The 18578-nt window shown below is 73.2% G+C and carries 17 protein-coding genes; 11 read left to right on the forward strand and 6 right to left on the reverse strand.

The annotated features are described in order from the left end of the window. The first annotated feature begins 11 nt into the window (after positions 1–11). Positions 12–1169, forward strand: coding sequence for a 4-hydroxybenzoate 3-monooxygenase (locus tag ACTWPP_RS19985; protein WP_443105804.1), 1158 nt, complete (start codon positions 12–14; stop codon positions 1167–1169). A 15-nt stretch (positions 1170–1184) separates the two neighbouring features. On the opposite strand, the gene cphA is transcribed toward ACTWPP_RS19985, so the two are convergent. Then, entirely contained in the window at positions 1185–3824 is a 2640-nt protein-coding gene (cphA, locus tag ACTWPP_RS19990) for a cyanophycin synthetase (protein WP_443105805.1), read from the reverse strand. Between the two features lie 2 nt (positions 3825–3826). Next, entirely contained in the window at positions 3827–4660 is an 834-nt protein-coding gene (locus ACTWPP_RS19995; protein WP_443105806.1) for a cyanophycinase, read from the reverse strand. A 192-nt stretch (positions 4661–4852) separates the two neighbouring features. Here ACTWPP_RS19995 and ACTWPP_RS20000 point away from each other — a divergent pair, with 192 nt between their 5' ends. Both ACTWPP_RS20000 and ACTWPP_RS20005 read left to right on the forward strand, forming a co-directional pair. Beyond that, positions 4853–5515, forward strand: a complete 663-nt coding sequence (locus tag ACTWPP_RS20000; RefSeq protein WP_443105807.1) for a QsdR family transcriptional regulator — start codon at positions 4853–4855, stop codon at positions 5513–5515. A 100-nt stretch (positions 5516–5615) separates the two neighbouring features. Next, positions 5616–6983: an ABC1 kinase family protein gene (locus tag ACTWPP_RS20005; RefSeq protein WP_443105808.1), complete on the forward strand. Its 1368-nt coding sequence runs from the start codon at positions 5616–5618 to the stop codon at positions 6981–6983. 10 nt (positions 6984–6993) lie between these two features. On the opposite strand, the gene ACTWPP_RS20010 is transcribed toward ACTWPP_RS20005, so the two are convergent. Further along, positions 6994–7839, reverse strand: coding sequence for a siderophore-interacting protein (locus ACTWPP_RS20010; RefSeq protein WP_443105809.1), 846 nt, complete (start codon positions 7837–7839; stop codon positions 6994–6996). A gap of 113 nt (positions 7840–7952) precedes the next feature. Continuing rightward, on the reverse strand, positions 7953–9092 hold the full coding sequence (locus ACTWPP_RS20015) for a serine hydrolase domain-containing protein (RefSeq protein WP_443105810.1): 1140 nt from the start codon (positions 9090–9092) through the stop codon (positions 7953–7955). 218 nt (positions 9093–9310) lie between these two features. Between ACTWPP_RS20015 and ACTWPP_RS20020 the strand changes: the two genes are divergently transcribed. From ACTWPP_RS20020 to ACTWPP_RS20040, 5 genes are all read left to right on the forward strand, one after another. Next, positions 9311–10084, forward strand: coding sequence for a cyclase family protein (locus ACTWPP_RS20020; RefSeq protein WP_443105811.1), 774 nt, complete (start codon positions 9311–9313; stop codon positions 10082–10084). Continuing rightward, positions 10081–11763, forward strand: a complete 1683-nt coding sequence (locus ACTWPP_RS20025) for a thiamine pyrophosphate-binding protein (RefSeq protein WP_443105812.1) — start codon at positions 10081–10083, stop codon at positions 11761–11763. The genes ACTWPP_RS20020 and ACTWPP_RS20025 overlap by 4 nt, the downstream gene beginning before the upstream one ends. Positions 11764–12094: 331 nt before the next feature. After that, a complete protein-coding gene (locus ACTWPP_RS20030; RefSeq protein WP_443105813.1) occupies positions 12095–12940 on the forward strand; it encodes an MIP/aquaporin family protein in 846 nt (281 codons plus the stop codon). Positions 12941–12974: 34 nt separating this feature from the next. Then, complete coding sequence (glpK, locus tag ACTWPP_RS20035; protein WP_443105814.1) at positions 12975–14492, forward strand: glycerol kinase GlpK; 1518 nt, start codon at positions 12975–12977, stop codon at positions 14490–14492. Between the two features lie 114 nt (positions 14493–14606). Beyond that, positions 14607–15458, forward strand: coding sequence for a S1 family peptidase (locus tag ACTWPP_RS20040; RefSeq protein WP_443105815.1), 852 nt, complete (start codon positions 14607–14609; stop codon positions 15456–15458). A 12-nt stretch (positions 15459–15470) separates the two neighbouring features. Here the strand turns inward: ACTWPP_RS20040 and ACTWPP_RS20045 are convergent, their stop codons facing one another. Further along, complete coding sequence (locus ACTWPP_RS20045; RefSeq protein WP_443105816.1) at positions 15471–16145, reverse strand: haloacid dehalogenase type II; 675 nt, start codon at positions 16143–16145, stop codon at positions 15471–15473. Continuing rightward, on the reverse strand, positions 16142–16933 hold the full coding sequence (locus tag ACTWPP_RS20050) for a SigB/SigF/SigG family RNA polymerase sigma factor (RefSeq protein WP_443105817.1): 792 nt from the start codon (positions 16931–16933) through the stop codon (positions 16142–16144). Before ACTWPP_RS20050 ends, ACTWPP_RS20045 begins: the two co-directional genes overlap by 4 nt. Before the next feature lie 200 nt (positions 16934–17133). Between ACTWPP_RS20050 and ACTWPP_RS20055 the strand changes: the two genes are divergently transcribed. The 3 genes from ACTWPP_RS20055 to crcB all read left to right on the forward strand — a co-directional run bounded on the left by ACTWPP_RS20055 (position 17134) and on the right by crcB (position 18578). Continuing rightward, on the forward strand, positions 17134–17595 hold the full coding sequence (locus tag ACTWPP_RS20055; RefSeq protein WP_443105818.1) for an SRPBCC family protein: 462 nt from the start codon (positions 17134–17136) through the stop codon (positions 17593–17595). A 141-nt stretch (positions 17596–17736) separates the two neighbouring features. Beyond that, entirely contained in the window at positions 17737–18219 is a 483-nt protein-coding gene (locus tag ACTWPP_RS20060; RefSeq protein ID WP_443105819.1) for a fluoride efflux transporter FluC, read from the forward strand. Further along, positions 18216–18578: a fluoride efflux transporter CrcB gene (gene crcB / locus ACTWPP_RS20065; RefSeq protein WP_443105820.1), complete on the forward strand. Its 363-nt coding sequence runs from the start codon at positions 18216–18218 to the stop codon at positions 18576–18578. Before ACTWPP_RS20060 ends, crcB begins: the two co-directional genes overlap by 4 nt.

Raw genomic sequence — 18578 nt, forward strand, 5'->3', positions numbered from 1 at the left:
GAGGAGGCTCGATGCGTACCCAGGTCGCGATCATCGGCGGCGGCCCCGCGGGGCTGCTGCTCTCCCATCTGCTCCACCTGCGGGGGATCGATTCGGTGGTCCTGGAGAGCCGGGACCGCGACTATGTGGAGCATCGGCAGCGGGCCGGGATGCTGGAGCAGGGCACGACCGACGTGCTGCGCGAGAGCGGCGCGGGGGAGCGGCTCGACCGGGAGGGCCTCGTCCACCACGGGCTGGAGCTGCGGTTCGGCGGCGCGGGCCACCGCATCCCGCTGACCGACCTGACCGGCCGCACGGTGACCGTCTACGCGCAGACCGAGATCGTCAAGGACCTCGTCGCCAAGCGGCTCGCGGACGGCGGCGACGTGCGGTTCGAGGCGGAGGCCGTGGCGCTGGACGCGTCCGCGCCGAGCGTCACGTTCCGCAGCGGCGGCGAGACGCGCACCCTCGACTGCGACTACATCGCCGGCTGCGACGGGTTCCACGGCGTCAGCCGCCCGGCGGTGCCGGGGCTGCGGACGTTCTCCCGCGACTACCCGTTCGCCTGGCTCGGGATCCTCGCCGACGTCGCCCCGTCCACCGACGAGCTGATCTACGCCAACCACGACCGCGGCTTCGCGCTGCACAGCCTCCGCTCGCCCAAGGTCAGCCGCCTGTACCTGCAGGTGGCGCCGGACGAGGACCTGGCCGAGTGGTCCGACGCCCGGATCTGGGACGAGCTGGCGACGCGGTTCGCGACCGACGACGGCTGGAAGCTGCACGAGGGCCCGATCACCGACAGGTCGGTCACGCCGATGCGCAGCTTCGTGGCCGAGCCGATGCGCCACGACCGGCTGTTCCTCGCCGGGGACGCCGGGCACATCGTCCCGCCGACCGGGGCGAAGGGCCTCAACCTCGCGGTGTCGGACGTGGTCGTCCTGGCGCGGGCGTTCGCCGAGCGGTACGCCTCGGGGTCGGAGACGCTGCTGGACGGCTACTCCGACGCGTGCCTGCGGCGCGTCTGGCGGGCCGAGCACTTCTCGTACTGGATGACGGCGCTGCTGCACGCCGACCCGGCGGCGAGCGACTACGAGCGGCGGCTCCAGCGCTCCCACCTGGACTACGTGGTCTCCTCCGAGGCCGCCGCGACGTCGCTGGCCGAGAACTACACCGGCCTGCCCATCACCTAGCGGCGGGTCCGGCGCTCAGCCGGCCGGCCGTGCCCCGAGCGTGTCGAGCAGCTCGGTGACCGGCTGCAGCTTCTCGTACAGCAGCAGGACGGGTTCGCCGGGTTCCGCCATGTCCAGCGCCGACGTCACCGCTCCCTTCAGGTCGCCCGCCGGATGGTGCCGCACGTCCGGGCGGCCCTCCCGCAGCCCCTGGACGATCAGCCGGGTCATCTCGCCCGAGCGGCGGCCGCGCAGGTCCTCGTCCTCGTAGACGACGACGCGGCCGAACGTCCCGGCCAGGGCCCGGGCGGTCTCGCTCACCAGCTCGTCGGACCGGTCGCCCGGCAGGGTGACCGCGGCGACGCCGCCGGTGCCCCAGCGCCGCTCGACGAACGCGCCCATCGCCGTGACCGCCGCCGGGTTGTGCGCGTAGTCGACCACGACGGGGTTGTCACCTACCTGGTACACGCAGCCCCGTCCGGGATTGCGGGTGTGCGGGTCGAACGTGCGCAGCGCGCGTGCGAGAACGTCCACCGGGACGTGGAGCGCGCGGGCGGCGGCGACCGCGGCGAGCGCGTCGGCGACGACGTGGGCGGCGTGCCCGCCGAACGAACCCGCGATGTCGTCCGCGGGCAGGATCCGGGTTTTGCGGTCGCCGCGCGCCTCGGTCAGCCAGCCGTGGTCCAGGTAGTAGCCCAGGCCGCCGCCCTGCAGATGCTCCACGAGGACGGGTTCGTCCGGGGCGAGCGAGAAGTAGCGCAGCACCGGGTCGCGGCGCAGGACCGCGGGACGGGCGGCCAGCGCCGCCGTCGGCGGGTCCCCGGCGTTGAGGACGAGATGCCCGCCGCGCCGGATCTCCTCGGCGACCAGCGCCTTGATGCCGGCCAGGTCGTCGATGTCCTCGGTGTCGTCCATGCCGAGATGGTCGCGGGTGATGTTGGTGACGACGGCGACGTCGGCGCGCTCGTAGCCGAGGCCGCGCCGCACGATCCCGCCGCGCGCGGTCTCCAGCACGGCCGCCTCCACCGAGCGGTCGCCCAGCACCATCTCCGCGGAACGCGGGCCGGACGCGTCCGACAGGTGGACGAGGCGCCGCCCCACGTACACGCCCTCGGTGCTGGTCATGCCGGTCCGCCGGCCGTCCAGCTCCAGCATGTGCGCGATCATCCGGACGGCGGTGGTCTTGCCGTTGGTGCCCGTCACCGACACGACCGGGACCCGCGACGGCGTGCCCGGCGGGTACATGAGGTCGATGATGTCGCCGGCGACGTCCCGCCCGGCCCCCTCGTGCGGCGCGAGGTGCATGCGCAGGCCCGGGGCGGCGTTGACCTCCAGGATCCCGGCGGCGCCGCGGTCGGCGGGCGGCGGGGAACCGATGTCGGGCAGCCGGAGGTCGATCCCGCACACGTCCATGCCGACCGTCGCGGCGGCCCGCACGCACAGGTCCGCGACGGCGGCGTGCACGTGTCCGGTCACGTCGCGGCTCGTGCCGCCGGTGGACAGGTTCGCGTTGCGGCGCAGCCACACCCGCTCCCCGGCGGCGGGCACCGATCCGGGCCCGTGGCCCTGCCGCGCCAGCAGCGCCCGCTCGGTCGGGCCGAGCGCCAGCCGGGTCAGCGGGCGGTCGTGGCCCTCACCCCGCGCCGGGTCGGCGTTGACCCGCTCCACCAGCTCGGCGACGGTGGCGGCCCCGTCGCCGGTCACGCACGCGGCGGTCAGCTCGGCCGCCGCCGCGACCCGGCCGCCGACCACCAGGACGCGGTAGTCCCTGCCCGGGATGTAGGACTCCACGAGGACCTCGCCGTCGTCCCCGGCCGCGGACGCGAACGCGGCCACGACCTCAGGCGGGCTGGTCAGCTCGATGTGGACGCCTTCGCCCTGGTGACCGGCCAGCGGCTTGACGACCACCGGCCCGCCGATGTCGCGCAGCGCCTCGAGGGCCTCCGCCGGCGACGCCGCGACCCGCCCCGCGGGGACGGGCAGTCCCGCGTCGGCGAGCACGCGGTGCGCGAGCCGCTTGTCGCCCGCCACCTCCATCCCGATCGCCGACGTCGCGTCGGTCATCGCCGCCCACACCGTCCGGCGGTACCGCCCGTACCCGAGCCGCAGCAGGTTCAGGTCCCCGACGCGGCGGACCGGGACGCCCCTGCGGCGCGCGGCCCGGGCCAGCGCCGACGTGCTCACCCCGAGCCGCCCGCTCTCGTGCTCGGCGGCGACGCGGGCCAGGTCGGCGGACGGGTCGGGCACCCGCCCGGCGAGCGCCCCGCCGACGGTCCGCACCGCGAGCGTGATCAGCTGCTCCACCACCGTGCTGCCGGCCGGCTCGTCCCGCGGGCATTCCAGGATCACGTCGTAGTCGCCCGGCCCGCCCGCGCGGACGGTGCGCCCGAAGAACACCTCCCGGCCGATCAGCCCGGACAGCTCCAGCGTGACGTGCTCGGTGACGTGGCCGAAATAGGTGCCGCGCTCCATCGCGTCCAGCAGCCCCCCGGGCCGGCCCGCCGAGCAGTGGTGCGTCGCCAGGCCCGGCAGCGCCTCCAGCAGCCGCCCGGCGAACCCGGGATGGTCGGTGGTCTCATGCCCGGTCAGGCCCTGCAGGTCGAGGCGGGCGATCGCGACGGGACGCGACAGGTAGACGTTCGGGCCGCTCAGGCGGCGCACATGGTCGAGGCGCACCGCTAATCCTCCTCCGGGCCGCGCATGTTGCCGATCTCGGGGAGCTTGTCGTGCATCTGGAACGCGCACCCGGCAGGCAGCAGATGCAGCGACACGTCGAACATCGCCATCGGCTCGTCGTCGGAGGCGGCGTAGGCGATGGTGGACTGCCCGGCGTCCACGACGGTGACCACACCCGTCCCGACGACGTCGAAACGCCCGTCGCCCACCACGATCGCCGTGTCCTCGTCTATCCCGACGCCCAGCAGCCGGGTGTCCAGCGCTATCCCGCTCATCAGCCTCGGCAGCCGCCCGCGCTCGTTGAAATGCATGTCGATCAGCACGTTGTCGAGCAGCGCGAGCCCCGGGCCGACCTTCACGCTGGACGCGGCGACCTCGTGGCCGTGGCCGCCGAGGATCATCCAGTGGCCCATGGCGGTCGCGCCCGCGCTCGTCCCGGCGATGACCAGGCCCTCCTGGTCGAGCCGCCGTTTGAGCAGCTCGTTGGTCTTCGAACCCACCAGGGTCCGGATCCGGGACTGGTCGCCGCCGCTGAACAGCACCCCCGTCGCCGTGTCCAGCGCCCGCAGCGTCGCGGCGCTGTCGGCCGCGGCGCGGCCCAGCAGCCGCAGCTCCCGGACCGAGGACACCCCGAGCCGGCCGAACACGGCGGTGTACTCCTCGGCGACCTCCTCCGGTACCTCGGTCGCCGTCGTCACGACCACGACCCGCGCGTCCTCGCCGCCCGACAGCTCGACGAAGGTCTCCAGGGCCCCGGAACCGCAGGTCCGGTTCTCCGCCCCACCGATGATCAGCAGCCGGCCCTTGCGTCCGGCACCTTCATGTCTCTCTTTCACAACTGCTAGCTACCCCTGATCACCCTCGGTAGTCTTTTGGCCGCGAGGCGCCATGTGCGGGGCCGGAAGACGCCGTGTGCGGGCCCGGAGGGCGACCGGGCGCGGCTTCGAACCGAGGGTGGTCATGATCTGGTCAGGGCATGGTCAGGGTGCGGGGCGGGGGAACGTTCCCGGCTGTGCCATGCTGTGCGGATGAGCGGCACCCCCGTTCCACGGGACGTCCCCGCCCGGCCGCCGTCCGTGACGTCCGTCCAGGCGCCGGGGCCCGCCGCCGCGCTCGCCGCCGCGTCCGCGCACTACCTGCGCGGCGAGCCGATCGACATGTCGGCGCTGGCCGCCGAGCTGGGCGTCGGACGGGCGACCCTGTACCGCTGGGTGGGCAGCCGTGAACAGCTCCTCGGCGCGGTGCTCGCGGAGATGACCGAACGCACCTACGGCGTCGCCACCCGGGGCGTGGGCGGCGCCGGCCCGGACCGGATCCTCAGGATCCTCGATCGGTTCATGCACGCGGTGGTCGACGCCGAGCCGCTCAAGGCCTTCACCGAACGCGAACCCCGGCTGTTCATCCGGCTGGCCACCATGCCGGGCACCATCGAGGACCGTGCCACCGAGCTGCTGACCAGGGAGCTGCAGGCGGAGATCGACCGCGGGGTGATGCGCGTCCCGCTGCCGACCCGGACCCTCGCACAGGCGATCGTCCGCGTCGCCGACTCGTTCATGTACGCGCACTTCCTGGGAGGGAACCGGCCGGAGATCGACCAGGCCCTGGAGGTCGTCGAGCTTCTCCTGCGCCCATGCGCGGGCGGGCGGCCGGGCGCCGGGCGGAACGGCCGGGGAATCCCCGGGCCCGCCTGAACGCTGAACTCTTTGACAGAGAATGACCCTTTGGTGGCGTTCCCCGGCCATGAGAGGCTGCAGTCATTAGACCTATCGTCGAACGAGGGACGGTCAGGCCGTGAGCGACATTCCCCGCCGCGCGGTGACGCGGGGCGCCAAGCTGGCGACACTGCCACTGGGCTTCGCCGGGCGCACCGCGCTCGGGTTCGGCAAGCGGACGATCGGGCGCCCCGCCGAGGCCGTCGCGCTGGAGGTCCAGCGCCGCACCGCCGAGCAGCTGTTCGCCGTGCTCGGCGAGCTGAAGGGCGGCGCCATGAAGGTCGGGCAGCTCCTGTCGATCTTCGAGGCCGGGCTGCCGGAGGAGATCGCCGGGCCGTTCCGCGCCAGCCTGACCCGGCTCCAGGAGGCCGCGCCCCCGATGCCCGCCGCCACCACCCACCGCGTCCTCGCCGAGGGCCTGGGCGAGGACTGGCGCGACGGGTTCGCCGAGTTCGACGACACGCCGGCCGCCGCGGCGTCCATCGGCCAGGTCCACAAGGCCGTCTGGCACGACGGGCGGACCGTCGCGGTCAAGGTCCAGTACCCCGGCGCCGCCCAGGCGCTGATGAGCGACTTCAACCAGATATCCCGCCTCAGCAGGCTCTTCACCCCGCTGTTCCCCGGCGTCGAGGTCAAGCCCGTCGTCGCCGACCTCAAGCGGCGGCTGGAGAAGGAACTCGACTACGTCGACGAGGCCCGCGCCCAGACCGCCTTCCACGACGCCTACGACGGCGACCCCGACTACGTCGTCCCCGCCGTCGTCGCCCAGTCGGGCAACGTCCTGGTCACCGAATGGCTGGGCGGCACCCCGCTCGCCAAGGTCATCGCCGAGGGCGACCAGGAACAGCGCGACCGCGCCGGCCTGCTGCTGTTCCGCTTCCTGCTGTCCGGCCCGTCCCGCTGCGAGATGATCCACATCGACCCGCACCCGGGCAACTTCCGGCTGCTGGACGACGGCCGGCTCGGCGTCATGGACTTCGGCGGCGCCGCCCGCGTCCCCGCCGAGCTGCAGTGGTCGATCGGGCGGCTGACCCGCATCGGGACGCTCGGCGACCCCGGCGAGATCGTCGAGGCCCTCCGCGACGAGGGATTCCTCGTGCCGGACGCCGACGTCGACCCCGAGGAGGTCGCCGACTTCATCGGGCCGCACGCCGCCCCGTTCGCCGTCGAACGCTTCCGGTACTCCCGCGAGTGGATGCGCGAGCAGACCGCGCACGGCATCGGCGTCGCCTCCGACATGCGCCCCGGCGCGCTCGCCCGCCAGTTCCGGCTGCCGCCCCAGTACCTGGCCGTCAGCCGCGCCCTGACCGGATGCGGCGGCGTCCTGTGCCAGCTGGAGGCCGAAGGCGCCTTCCGCGCCGAGGTCGAGCGCTGGCTCCCCGGCTTCACCGCCGACGGCGGACCCGACGCCGACGGGACCGAGGAGCCCGAACAGGTCACCGCCTGACCCGGCCGCCTCAGGCGAGGGCCTGCGCCTCCTCTTCCTCGACCTGGCGGTTCCAGTCGCGCTTCGCCGCCTGCCAGCCGTCCTCGTCGCGGCCGCGCCGCCAGTAACCGGAGATCGACAGCCGCTCCATCGGCAGCCCGCGCTCGACCCGCAGGTGCCGCCGCAGCGCCTTGACGAAGCCCGCCTCGCCGTGGACGAACGCGTGCACGTCGCCGTCGGGGAACTCCATCTTCTCGATCGCGTCGACCAGCAGATCACCGACCTGCCCGCCGCCCCGGTGCAGCCACACGATCGTCGCGTCCCCCGGCGTCGGCAGGTCCTGCTCCTCCTCGGGCCCGGCGACCTCGACGAACACCCGGGCCGGGGCGCCCTCCGGGATCCGCTCCAGCGAGGCGGCGATCGCCGGCAGCGCGCTCTCGTCCCCGGCGAGCAGGTGCCAGCCGGCGTCGGCGCGGGGCGCGTAGGCGCCGCCCGGCCCCAGGAACAGGACCTCCTCGCCCGGCCGGACGCTCGCCGCCCACGGGCCCGCGATGCCCTTGTCGCCGTGGTGGACGAAGTCGATGGTCAGCTCCACCGCCTCGGGATCCCACGCGCGGACGGTGTAGGTCCGGGTGGCCGGCCACTGCTCGCGCGGCAGCTCCGCGCGGACCCGCTCCATGTCGAACGGCTCGGGATACTCGACCCCCGGCCGCGGGAACTGGAGCTTCACGTAGTGGTCGGTGAACTCGCCCGCGCCGAACCCGGCGAGTTCCTCACCGCCGATGACCACGCGGATCATGTGCGGGGTGAGGCGCTCGGTGCGCAGCACTCTCCCTCGGTTGAGCCTGCGCCCCTTGCGTGCCGGTTCCGTCGCCATGCGGCTCCTCCCGATGATGCGGATCACACTTAGGTAAGCCTAACCACTGGAGACGCCCGGGTTGTTCCCGGCCGGAGGGGCGGCGGGCGGGCCGCCGCCCCTCCGGCGGGCGGTCAGTGCGCCGGGGCCGGGCGGGCCGTGCGGGTCCGCGCGACCTCGGCGGCGACGGCCTCGAACGCGGCGTCCGTCTCCTCCCCGGCGATCACGGTGAAGAGCGTCGACTTGACGATGACGACACCGTGCCGGGGCGAGACCCAGATCAGCTGGCCGCCGAGGCCGTTGGCGGAGAAATCGCCGTCCTCGCCGAGCCACCACTGCAGGCCGTACCCCTGGTTGAACGGCGCCGACGGGCGCGTGGACCGCGTCACCCATGAGGCCGGGACGACCTGCCGCCCGTTGGCCTTCCCGCCGTTCAGGTACAGGAGGCCGAACCGCGCGAAGTCGCGGTCGGTGGCGTAGTAACAGCAGTACCCCATGCTGTTGCCGTTGGAGTCGTTGCCGAGGTACGCCTTGGACGCCATCCCCGCCGGCTCCCAGATCTTCTTCTGGACGTAGGCGTGGTACGGGACCCCGGTCGCCTCGGCGACGACCCAGGCGAGGACGAACGAGTTCATGCTCGTGTACTCGAACCTCGTCCCCGGCTCCCAGCCGCGCTTCTGCTGCCTGGCCAGTTCGGTGAGCGGATACCCGAGGCTGGCGGCGACGTGCACGAACGGAACGTCGGACGTTTCGTCCCATTCGATCCCCGACGACATCCGCAGCAGGTCCCGCAGCGAGACGCCGTCGAACCCCGAGCCCTCCAGTTCGGGGACGTAGCGGGTGACGGGGTCGTCGACCGAGTCGATGAAGCCCTCGCCGAGCGCGATGCCGACCGCGGCCGAGGTGAACGACTTCGCCATCGACCACGACTGGAAGAGGCTGTCCGGGCCGGCGGCGAGGTAGCGCTCGAAGACGACGCCGTCGCCGTCCAGGACGACGAACCCCTGCGTCCCCGTGCGGGCGAGGTAGTCGTCGAGCGTGTGCCTCCGCCCCTCGAAGGTGTAGGTCACCGAGAGCGGGCGGTGGGCATCGCGCAGGTCGACCGGGTCGGTGGAGGGGACCAGCGGGTCGAAGCCGGCCGGTCGCCGTGCGACGTCGGCGGACGGCGGAGCGGGAGGCGGCGGAGTCGGGGGAGCGGCGTGTGCGGGAGGAGCGGCCAGGGCGGCCGTCAGTGCGGCTGCGGTGAGCGCGAGCGTCCAGGGCCTTCGGCGCATGCGGACCTCCGTGGGGCGGTGTCGGCCGGGGGTTCCGCCCCCGATGGTGATCGCGCGGCGACGGTGGGTCCATGTGGTCATGCAACGAAATCCGGGCCCGGACGTGGGCATGAACAAAGGGCGGGCGGCCTGGCCGGGGTGACCCTCCGAACAGGTGCATCTGCGATACGTTCTTGGCACCCCGCGACCGTCAGCCACCCCGCGCCGCCGGAGGACCGATGTCCGTGCTCAACCAGTTGCTCACCGCCGTCGCCGACGGCTCGGTGGAGATCGTCGACCTGACCGCTCCGCTGTCGGAGCGGACCCCGATCCTCCAGCTGCCGGAGCCGTTCGCCAACACCGTCCCGTTCCGGCTGGAGGAGATCAGCCGGTACGACGATCGCGGGCCCGCCTGGTACTGGAACGACATCGTCACCGGCGAGCACGTCGGCACCCACTTCGACGCGCCCGTGCACTGGGCGACCGGCCGCGACGGCGAGGACGTCTCGCAGGTGGCGCCCGGCCGGCTCGTCGCCCCGGCCGTCGTGCTGGACGCCTCCGCGCACGCCGCCGGCGATCCCGACTTCCTGCTGGAGATCGACCACGTCCGGGACTGGGAGAAGACGCACGGGCCGCTCCCGGACGGCGGCTGGCTCCTCTACCGGACGGGCTGGGACGCGCGGTCCGGCGACCAGGAGACGTTCCTCAACGCCGACGAGAACGGCCCGCACACGCCGGGGATCTCGGCCGAGTGCGCGCGGTGGCTCGCCGAGGAGACCCCCGTCCTCGGGCTCGGCGTGGAGACCGTCGGCACCGACGCGGGCGGCGCCCACGCGTTCGACCCGCCGTTCCCGTGCCATTCCTACTTCCTCGGCGCCGGCAAGTACGGGCTCACCCAGCTGCAGAACCTCGACCGGCTCCCCGCCCGCGGCGCCGTGCTGCTCGCCTCGCCGCTGCCGATCGTCGGCGGCTCGGGCAGCCCCGCACGCGTGCTCGCGCTGATCGAACGATGAACGTCGCGGAGGCCGTGGGGGAGGCCCTCGCGCGGCTCGGCGCCGACACGGTCTTCGGTGTCGTCGGCAGCGGCAACTTCCACGTCACCAACGCCCTCATAGCGAACGGCGCCCGGTTCGTCGCCGCGCGGCACGAGGGCGGGGCGGCCACGATGGCCGACGCGTACGCGCGGGTGAGCGGCGGCCTCGGCGTGGTGTCGCTCCACCAGGGGCCAGGCTTCACCAACGCGGTCACCGGCATCGCCGAGGCCGCCAAGAGCCGTACGCCGCTGCTGGTGGTGGCGGGCGAGGTGGCGGCCGCCGCGGTCCGCTCCAACTTCCGCGTCGACCAGGCGGCCATCGCCGCGGCGGTCGGGGCCGTCCCCGAGCGGGTCCACTCCCCGCGGACGGCGCTCGCCGACGTGGCCCGCGCCTGCCGCACGGCGGTCGCCGAGCGCCGGACGGTGCTGCTCGGCCTGCCCCTGGACATCCAGGCGGCCGGGCATCCGGACAGCGCGCGGGAGCGCCCGCCCGCGGGCGAGCGGCCGAGGATAGCGCCGCTGCCGGTGCCGCCGCCGGCCGCGGTCGCCCGGCTGGCCGACGCGCTGCAGGCCGCGGGGCGGCCGGTGTTCATCGCCGGGCGGGGCGCGCGGCTGTCGGCCGCCCGCGAGCCGCTCGCCGAGCTGGCCGGGCGCTGCGGCGCGCTGCCCGCGACCTCCGCCGTCGCGCGCGGTCTGTTCGCCGGGGACCCGTTCGCGCTGGACGTCAGCGGTGGTTTCGCCACCCCCGCCGCCGCCGACCTGATCCGCGGCGCCGACCTGATCGTGGGCTGGGGGTGCTCGCTGAACATGTGGACGACCCGGCACGGCGCCCTCATCGCCCGGGGCGCGAAGGTCGTGCAGGTCGACGTCGACGCCCGGGCGCTCGGCGCGCACCACCCCGTCGACCTCGGCCTCATCGGCGACGCCGCCGAGACCGCGCGGGCCGTCACCGCCGAACTCGACGCGCGCGGCCACTCCGCCTCCGGCTACCGCACACCGGAGGTGGCCGGGCGGCTCGCCCGGGAGGGGCGCTGGCAGGACGTCCCGTACGAGGAGCACCGCGACGGCAAGGACGACACCGACGGGCCGCGGATCGACCCGCGGACGCTGTCCATCGCCCTGGACGGGATGCTGCCCCGCGAACGCACCGTCGCCGTCGACTCGGGCAACTTCATGGGCTACCCGGCGATGTTCCTGGACGTCCCCGACGCCGACGCGCTCGTGTTCACCCAGGCGTTCCAGTCGATCGGGCTCGGCCTCGCCACCGCGATCGGAGCCGCGGTGGCCCGCCCCGACCGGCTGACCGTCGCCGCGCTCGGCGACGGCGGCGCGCTGATGTCGGTCGCGGAGCTGGAGACGGCCGTCCGGCTCGGGCTGGGTCTGCTCGTGGTCGTCTACGACGACGAGGCGTACGGCGCGGAGGTGCACCACTTCGGCCCGGGCGGGCACCCGCTGGACACGGTCACGTTCCCGCCGGCGGATCTCGCCGCGATCGGGCGCGGTTTCGGCTGCGCGGCGGCGACCGTGCGGCGGCGCGAGGACCTGGCGGCGGTGGCCGACTGGCTGGCGGGCCCGCGCGACCGCCCGATGATCGTGGACGCCAAGGTCACGCGGGACCGGCCGGCCTGGTGGCTGGAGGAGGCGTTCCGCGGCCACTGACGGCAGCCGAGCGGAGCTCGTGGTTGGTTGGTGGCGGGTGGGGGCTGGAGGATGGTCGTCGAGCGGAGCTCGTCGGTTGGTTGGTGGCGGGTGGGGGCTGGAGGATGGTCGTCGAGCGGAGCTCGTCGGTTGGTTGGTGGCGGGTGGGGGCTGGAGGACGGTGTAGCAGCGCGTTCCCTGGGGAAGATCATGCTGGCGATCGTTCCCCGGGGGTGGTGATGAACGGGACAGGGTGCCGACATTGTCGTCATGTGGTGGTTGACCCGTTTTATCGAACGAACCTACGTTCGCGGCGACTGTGCCTTACGTCACATACCCCTGAGGAGGAGAGATGACGCGAGGGCCGAAGGTCCCCGAGCTCGCCAGAGAGATGGCCGCGGAGTTCGCCGGCACGATGATCCTGATCCTGTTCGGCGTGGGCGTCGTCGCCCAGGTCGTCGCGGGGAGCGGGCTCGGGGACCCCCAGAGCCTCGGCGGCCACGACAGCATCGCGTGGGCCTGGGGCATCGGGGTGACGCTGGGCGTGTACGCGTCCGCCCGCATCAGCGGCGGGCACATCAACCCCGCCGTCACGGTCGCCCTCGCGGTCTTCAAGGGCTTCCCCTGGCGCAAGGTGCTCCCGTACTGCTTCGCCCAGACGCTCGGGGCCTTCGTGGCCGCGCTCATCGTCCGGTGGAACTACAGCGAGATCCTGCAGAAGTTCGACCCCGGCTTGACGGAGAAGTCGCACATCGTCTTCTCCACCATGCCGGGCAACGGGACCCTGCCGATCGGGACCTGGGGCGCGTTCCGGGACCAGATCATCGGCACCGCGATCCTGCTGTTCCTCGTGCTGGCGCTCACCGACCTGCGCAACGCGCCGCCGCTGTCGAACATGGCGCCGCTCATCATCGGGCTCATCGTGGTGGGCATCGGGATGGCGTTCGGCTCCGCCGCCGGGTACGCGATCAACCCGGCCCGCGACCTCGGCCCGCGGCTCGTCCAGTTCCTCACGGGATACGAGACTCCATGGAGCGATCAGTACGGGAACCTGTATTTCTGGGTGCCGATCGCCGGGCCGCTCATTGGCGGCGTGGTCGGCGCCGGTCTCTACATCCTGCTCATCGGGCGCAACATCCCCGAAGAGGAGGAGGGCACCGAGGTCACCGAGCCCAAGCCGGAGTACGACGTTTCCTGACGGGGTCGCCCCGCCGGCAGAAAGGGAGAAGTCCATGGCCGACTTCGTCGGAGCGCTCGACCAGGGCACCACGAGCACCCGCTTCATGATCTTCGATCACGGCGGCAACGAGATCGCCCGCCACCAGCTCGAACACGACCAGATCCTGCCGCAGGCGGGCTGGGTCGAGCACAACCCCACCGAGATCTGGGAACGGACCCGCGCCGTCGTCCAGTCCACCCTCAACAAGGCCGATCTCGGCCATGCCGACCTGGCCGCGCTGGGCATCACCAACCAGCGCGAGACGGCGGTGGTGTGGAACCGGCGGACCGGCCGCCCGTACTACAACGCGATCGTCTGGCAGGACACCCGCACCGACCGCATCGCCTCCGCGCTCGAACGGGACGGCAGGGGCGAGACGATCCGGCACCGCGCGGGCCTGCCGCCCGCAACGTACTTCTCCGGCGGCAAGGTCCAGTGGATCCTGGAGAACGTCGACGGCGTCCGCCAGGCGGCCGAGAACGGCGACGCGATCTTCGGCAACATCGACACGTGGGTGCTGTGGAACCTCACGGGCGGGACGGACGGCGGTGTGCACGTCACCGATCCGACCAACGCCAGCCGCACCATGCTGATGGACCTGGAGACCCTCGACTGGGACGACGAACTCCTGTCGTTCTTCGGCATCCCGCGGCAGATGCTTCCGCAGATCAAGCCGTCCTCCGCGCCCGAGCCGTACGGGACGACCCGCGCGGACGGACCGTTCGGCGGCGAGGTGCCGCTCACCGGGATCCTCGGGGACCAGCAGGCCGCGACGGTCGGGCAGGTGTGCTTCGCGCCCGGCGAGGCCAAGAACACCTACGGCACCGGCAACTTCCTCCTCCTCAACACCGGCGAGGAACTGGTCAGGTCGCAGGCGGGGATGCTCACCACCGTCTGCTACAAGTTCGGTGACCACGCGCCCGTGTACGCGCTGGAGGGGTCGATCGCGGTGACGGGGTCGGCGGTGCAATGGCTGCGCGACCAGCTCGGCATCATCTCCGGCGCCGCCCAGAGCGAAGCCCTGGCCCGGCAGGTCGACGACAACGGCGGCGTCTACTTCGTCCCCGCCTTCTCCGGCCTGTTCGCCCCCTACTGGCGCTCGGACGCCCGCGGCGCCATCGTCGGGCTGTCGCGCTTCAACACCAACGCCCACCTGGCCCGCGCCACCCTGGAATCGATCTGCTACCAATCCCGCGACGTCGTCGAGGCCATGCGCGAGGACTCCGGCGTCTCCCTGGACGTCCTCAAGGTCGACGGCGGCGTCACCGCCAACGAACTGTGCATGCAGATGCAGGCCGACATCCTCGGCGTCCCGGTCTCCCGCCCCGTCGTCGCCGAGACCACCGCCCTGGGCGCCGCCTACGCCGCCGGCCTGGCCACCGGCTTCTGGAACACCACCGACGAACTCCGCCAGAACTGGAACGAAGACCGCCGCTGGGAACCCACCTGGAACGACCGGCAACGCCAGACCGGCTACGCCGGCTGGAAGAAGGCCGTCGAACGGACCTACGGCTGGGTGGACGTCGACTGAGGGAACCCGGGCGGCGGAGGCCCTTCTTTCGCGGGCGGAGATGATCTAGCATCCGGCCGGACAGCGTCGTCACCGGCCGGTGCGTTTCCGCCGGCCCGCCCCGAGAGGATCCCCATGACCAGACGCCGCCTCGCCGCAGTCGCCCTGGCCGCCGTCACCGGCGCCGCGACGCTCGCCGTCACCGGCGCCGCGCAGGCCGCCCCGGCGGCGCCCGCCCCGCACAAGCCCGGGGCGGAGGTCGACTTCACCGGCATCGTCGCGCTCAGCAACTGCTCGGGGTCCCTCGTGCGCGGGCCGCGGTCCCGCGACACCGACGCGGCGCTGGTCCTGACCAACGGCCACTGCCTGGAGACGGGCATGCCCGAGGCCGGCGAGGTCATCGTGGACCAGGAGTCGTCGCGGACGTTCACGCTCCTCGACCGGACGGGCGAGAAGGAACTGGGCTCCCTCCGGGCCACCAAGGTCGAGTACGCGACGATGACCGACACCGACGTCACGGTCTACCGGCTCGACACCACCTACGCCGCCATCCGGCAGCGGTACGGCATCCCGGCGCTGCGCCTGTCGCCGGCCAGGCCGCATGACGGCACCGAGATCCGGGTCGTGTCGGGCTACTGGAGGACGATCTACGGCTGCAAGATCGACGACACCGTCTACCGGCTGCGCGAGGCGGGCTGGACGTGGAAGAACTCCATCCGGTACACGCCGGAGTGCGACACCATCGGCGGCACGTCCGGCTCGCCGATCATCGACGTCCGGACGCGCCGCGTCGTCGGGGTCAACAACACCGGCAACGAGGACGGTGAGCGCTGCACGCTCAACAACCCGTGCGAGGTCGGCCGTGACGGCGACGTCACCGTCCGCCACGGCATCAACTACGGCCAGCAGACGCACCTGCTCGCCCGCTGCATCGGCAAGGGCAACGACGTCGTGCTGGACGAGGCGTGCGCGCTTCCCAAGCCCTGACCGGCGGCGCCGTCAGGCGCCGTCCAGCGTGAGGAGCCGTTCCACCACCTGGACCAGGTCGTCGCCGGTCACGTCGGGCGGCGCGAAGACGTCGCCGTAGCGGCCTTCGAGCCGCCCGACCCACCCGGTGACGAGCCCCGCCCGCTTGGCGCCGTGGCAGTCCCAGGCGTGCGCCGCCACCAGCGCGAGCCGGTCGGCGGGCACGCCCGCCACGGCCGCGGCGTGCCGGTACACGACGGCCGGGGGCTTCCACCGCCCGACCTCCTCGACCGTGATCACCCGGTCGACCAGGTCGGTGAGCTCCGCGCGGTCCAGGAACGCCATGGTGGTGTCCGCGGCCCCGTTGGTCAGGCACACGGCGGGCACGCCCGCCGCCGCCAGGCGCCGCAGGGCGGGTTCCACGTCGGGATGGGCGGGCAGCGCGGCGAACCCGTCGAGGACGTGAGCGACCGCCGCGTCGTCGGCGCGCTGCCCGGACACGGCGCGGAGCGCGCCCTCGGCGACCCGGCGGAACGGCGCGTAGTCGCCGGTCGCCGTCAGCGCCATGCCGTCGCGCAGTGTGCGGGCGAACCACGTCTCCAGCGCGCCGCCGGGGAGCCCGATGTCCTCGAACCGGGCCCGCAGCGGCTCCAGCGACATCAGCGTCTCGATCACGTCGAAGGCGACGGCCCTGGGCCGCCGGGTCACCGTTCCGCCAGCAGCCCGGCGCGGAGCCGGTCCAGGGTGGCGCGGAGCAGCCGCGAGACGTGCATCTGGGACAGGCCGATCTGCTCGGCGATCTGCGTCTGGGTCTTGTTGCCGAAGAACCGCAGCAGCAGGATCGTCCGCTCGCGTTCGGGGAGCTCGTCGATGAGCGGGCCGAGGGCGTGGCCGTCGATGAAGTTGTCCAGCGCCGGGTCGTCGGATCCGAGGTACTCGCCGACCGTGCCGTTGTCGCCGCTCTGCGAGCCGTCGGCCGGCGCCTCCAGCGACAGCGGGCGGTAGGCGTCGCAGGCGATGATGACCTCGACCGTCTCCTCCTCGGTGACGCCCATGAGCGCGGAGATCTCGGCGGTGGTGGGGGAGCGGCCGTGCTCGCGGGTGAACTCCTGCATGGTGCGCTGAAGGATGGGGCGCAGCTCCTGGATGCGGCGCGACACCCGGATGCCCCACGTCTTGTCGCGGAAGTGGCGCTTCACCTCCCCGGTCACCACCGGGTAGGCGTAGGTGACGAACCGGTCGCCGATGCCGGGGTCGAACCGGTTGATGGCCTTGACCAGGCCCAGGTAGGCGACCTGCTGAAGGTCGTCGATGGGCTCCCCGCGGTTGGCGTACCGGCGGGCCACGCCGCGGACGAGGGGGGCGTGCATGTCGACGATGCGCGCCCGCAACCGTTCTCGCCGGGGATCGTCCTCCGGGAGCCGGTTCATCTCCGCCAGCAGTATCTCAGTCTGTCCGTCGTTGAACCGGGTGGTGGTGGACTGCGCCGACGTCATGCGGGTCGTCTCCCTTCCGGAGAAGCCGGCGAGGCAGGGGGCGTTCGCTCGGTCCCGTCCCACTACCCGTCAATCCTCCGATCACACTGAAACCGCCGCCCACGTGGGGAATCGGGCCTCCCGGGCACCGCGCCGCGGCCGCGGACCCGGATAAAGGACGCGGCCCCGGGTACCGCCCGGGTGACGCATGAGGGGGAGCCGTGAGCACGATCACCGAGTCGGTCAACGTCACCGTCCCGATCCGCACCGCCTATGACCAGTGGACGCAGTTCGAGACGTTCCCGCAGTTCATGGACGGTGTCGAGGAGGTCCGCCAGCTCGACGACACCACCGTCCGCTGGAGGACGCGGATCGCCGGCGTCACCCGCGAGTTCGACGCGAGGATCACCGAGCAGCTGCCCGACGAGCGCGTCGCCTGGAAGTCCCTGGAGGGGCCGACGCACGCCGGGGTGGTGACCTTCCACCGGCTGGACGAGACCACCACGCGCGTCACGGCCCAGATGGAGATCGACCCGGAGGGGCTCGCGGAGAAGGCCGGTGACAGGCTCGGCGCACTCGGCCACCGGGTCAAGGGCGACCTGCAGCGTTTCAAGACCTTCATCGAGGCGCGGGGCGTCCAGACCGGTGGCTGGCGCGGGCAGGTGGACCGCCCCGAACCCTGACCCGGGGCGGCGTAGACTCGTGCGAGCGCCCCGGTGGAGCGGGGCCGCGGCGGTGGGGCCCGCCGTGCCCGGGACGGGTGAACCGCGGACCTCCGCCAACGGTCCCTGCCGGTGAAGTGCAGCCGCTGGTAGGAGTGCGCCATGCCCAGGAGGGGCCGTCCCGTCGATCCCGATGTCGATCTTCATGTGCCGGAGCAGCGCGCCGAGCTGCGGCGCGCGCCGTGGGCGACGCTCGGCGCCGTCTCGGCGGGCGGCGTCGCCGGGGCGCTGGCGCGGTACGGGCTGACCGGCGCGTTCCCGTACGGGCCGGGGGAGTTCCCCTGGGCGGTCTTCTGGATCAACGTCTCCGGCTGCCTGGCGATCGGGGTGCTGATGGTGCTCGTCACCGAGACGTGGCGGGTGCACCGGCTGGTGCGGCCGTTCCTCGGGGTCGGGGTGCTCGGCGGCTTCACCACGTTCTCGACCTACAGCACCGACATCCAGCGGGCCGTGGACGGCGGGGCGCCGGGGGTGGCGCTGCTGTACCTCGCGTCGACGCCGGCCGCCGCGCTCGCCGCCGTCCTCGCGGGGGTACTGGTCACCCGGTCGCTGACCCGGCGGCGTGCCGCGGAGGGCGCCGCGTGACCGTCCTGCTGGTCGCGCTGGGCGCCGCGCTCGGCGCTCCGCTGCGCTACCTGGCCGACCGCGCCGTGCAGGCCCGGCACGGTTCGGTGTTCCCTTGGGGGACGCTGACCGTCAACGTCGCGGGGTCGTTCCTCCTGGGCTTCCTGGCGGCCGTACCCGCCGGCGGCGGCGTGATGGCCTTCGCCGGGACGGGCTTCTGCGGTGCCCTGAGCACGTACTCCACGTTCGGCTACGAGACCGTCCGGCTGGCGGAGGACGGAGCGCGCCTCCACGCGCTGCTCAACGCCGCCGGCAGTGTCGCCGCGGGGCTCGCCGCGGCCTACTGCGGACTGGCCGCCGCCCGGCTCGCCGGCGGTTGA

This window comes from Actinomadura sp. 3N407, assembly GCF_052245875.1.
Taxonomy (GTDB): domain Bacteria; phylum Actinomycetota; class Actinomycetes; order Streptosporangiales; family Streptosporangiaceae; genus Spirillospora.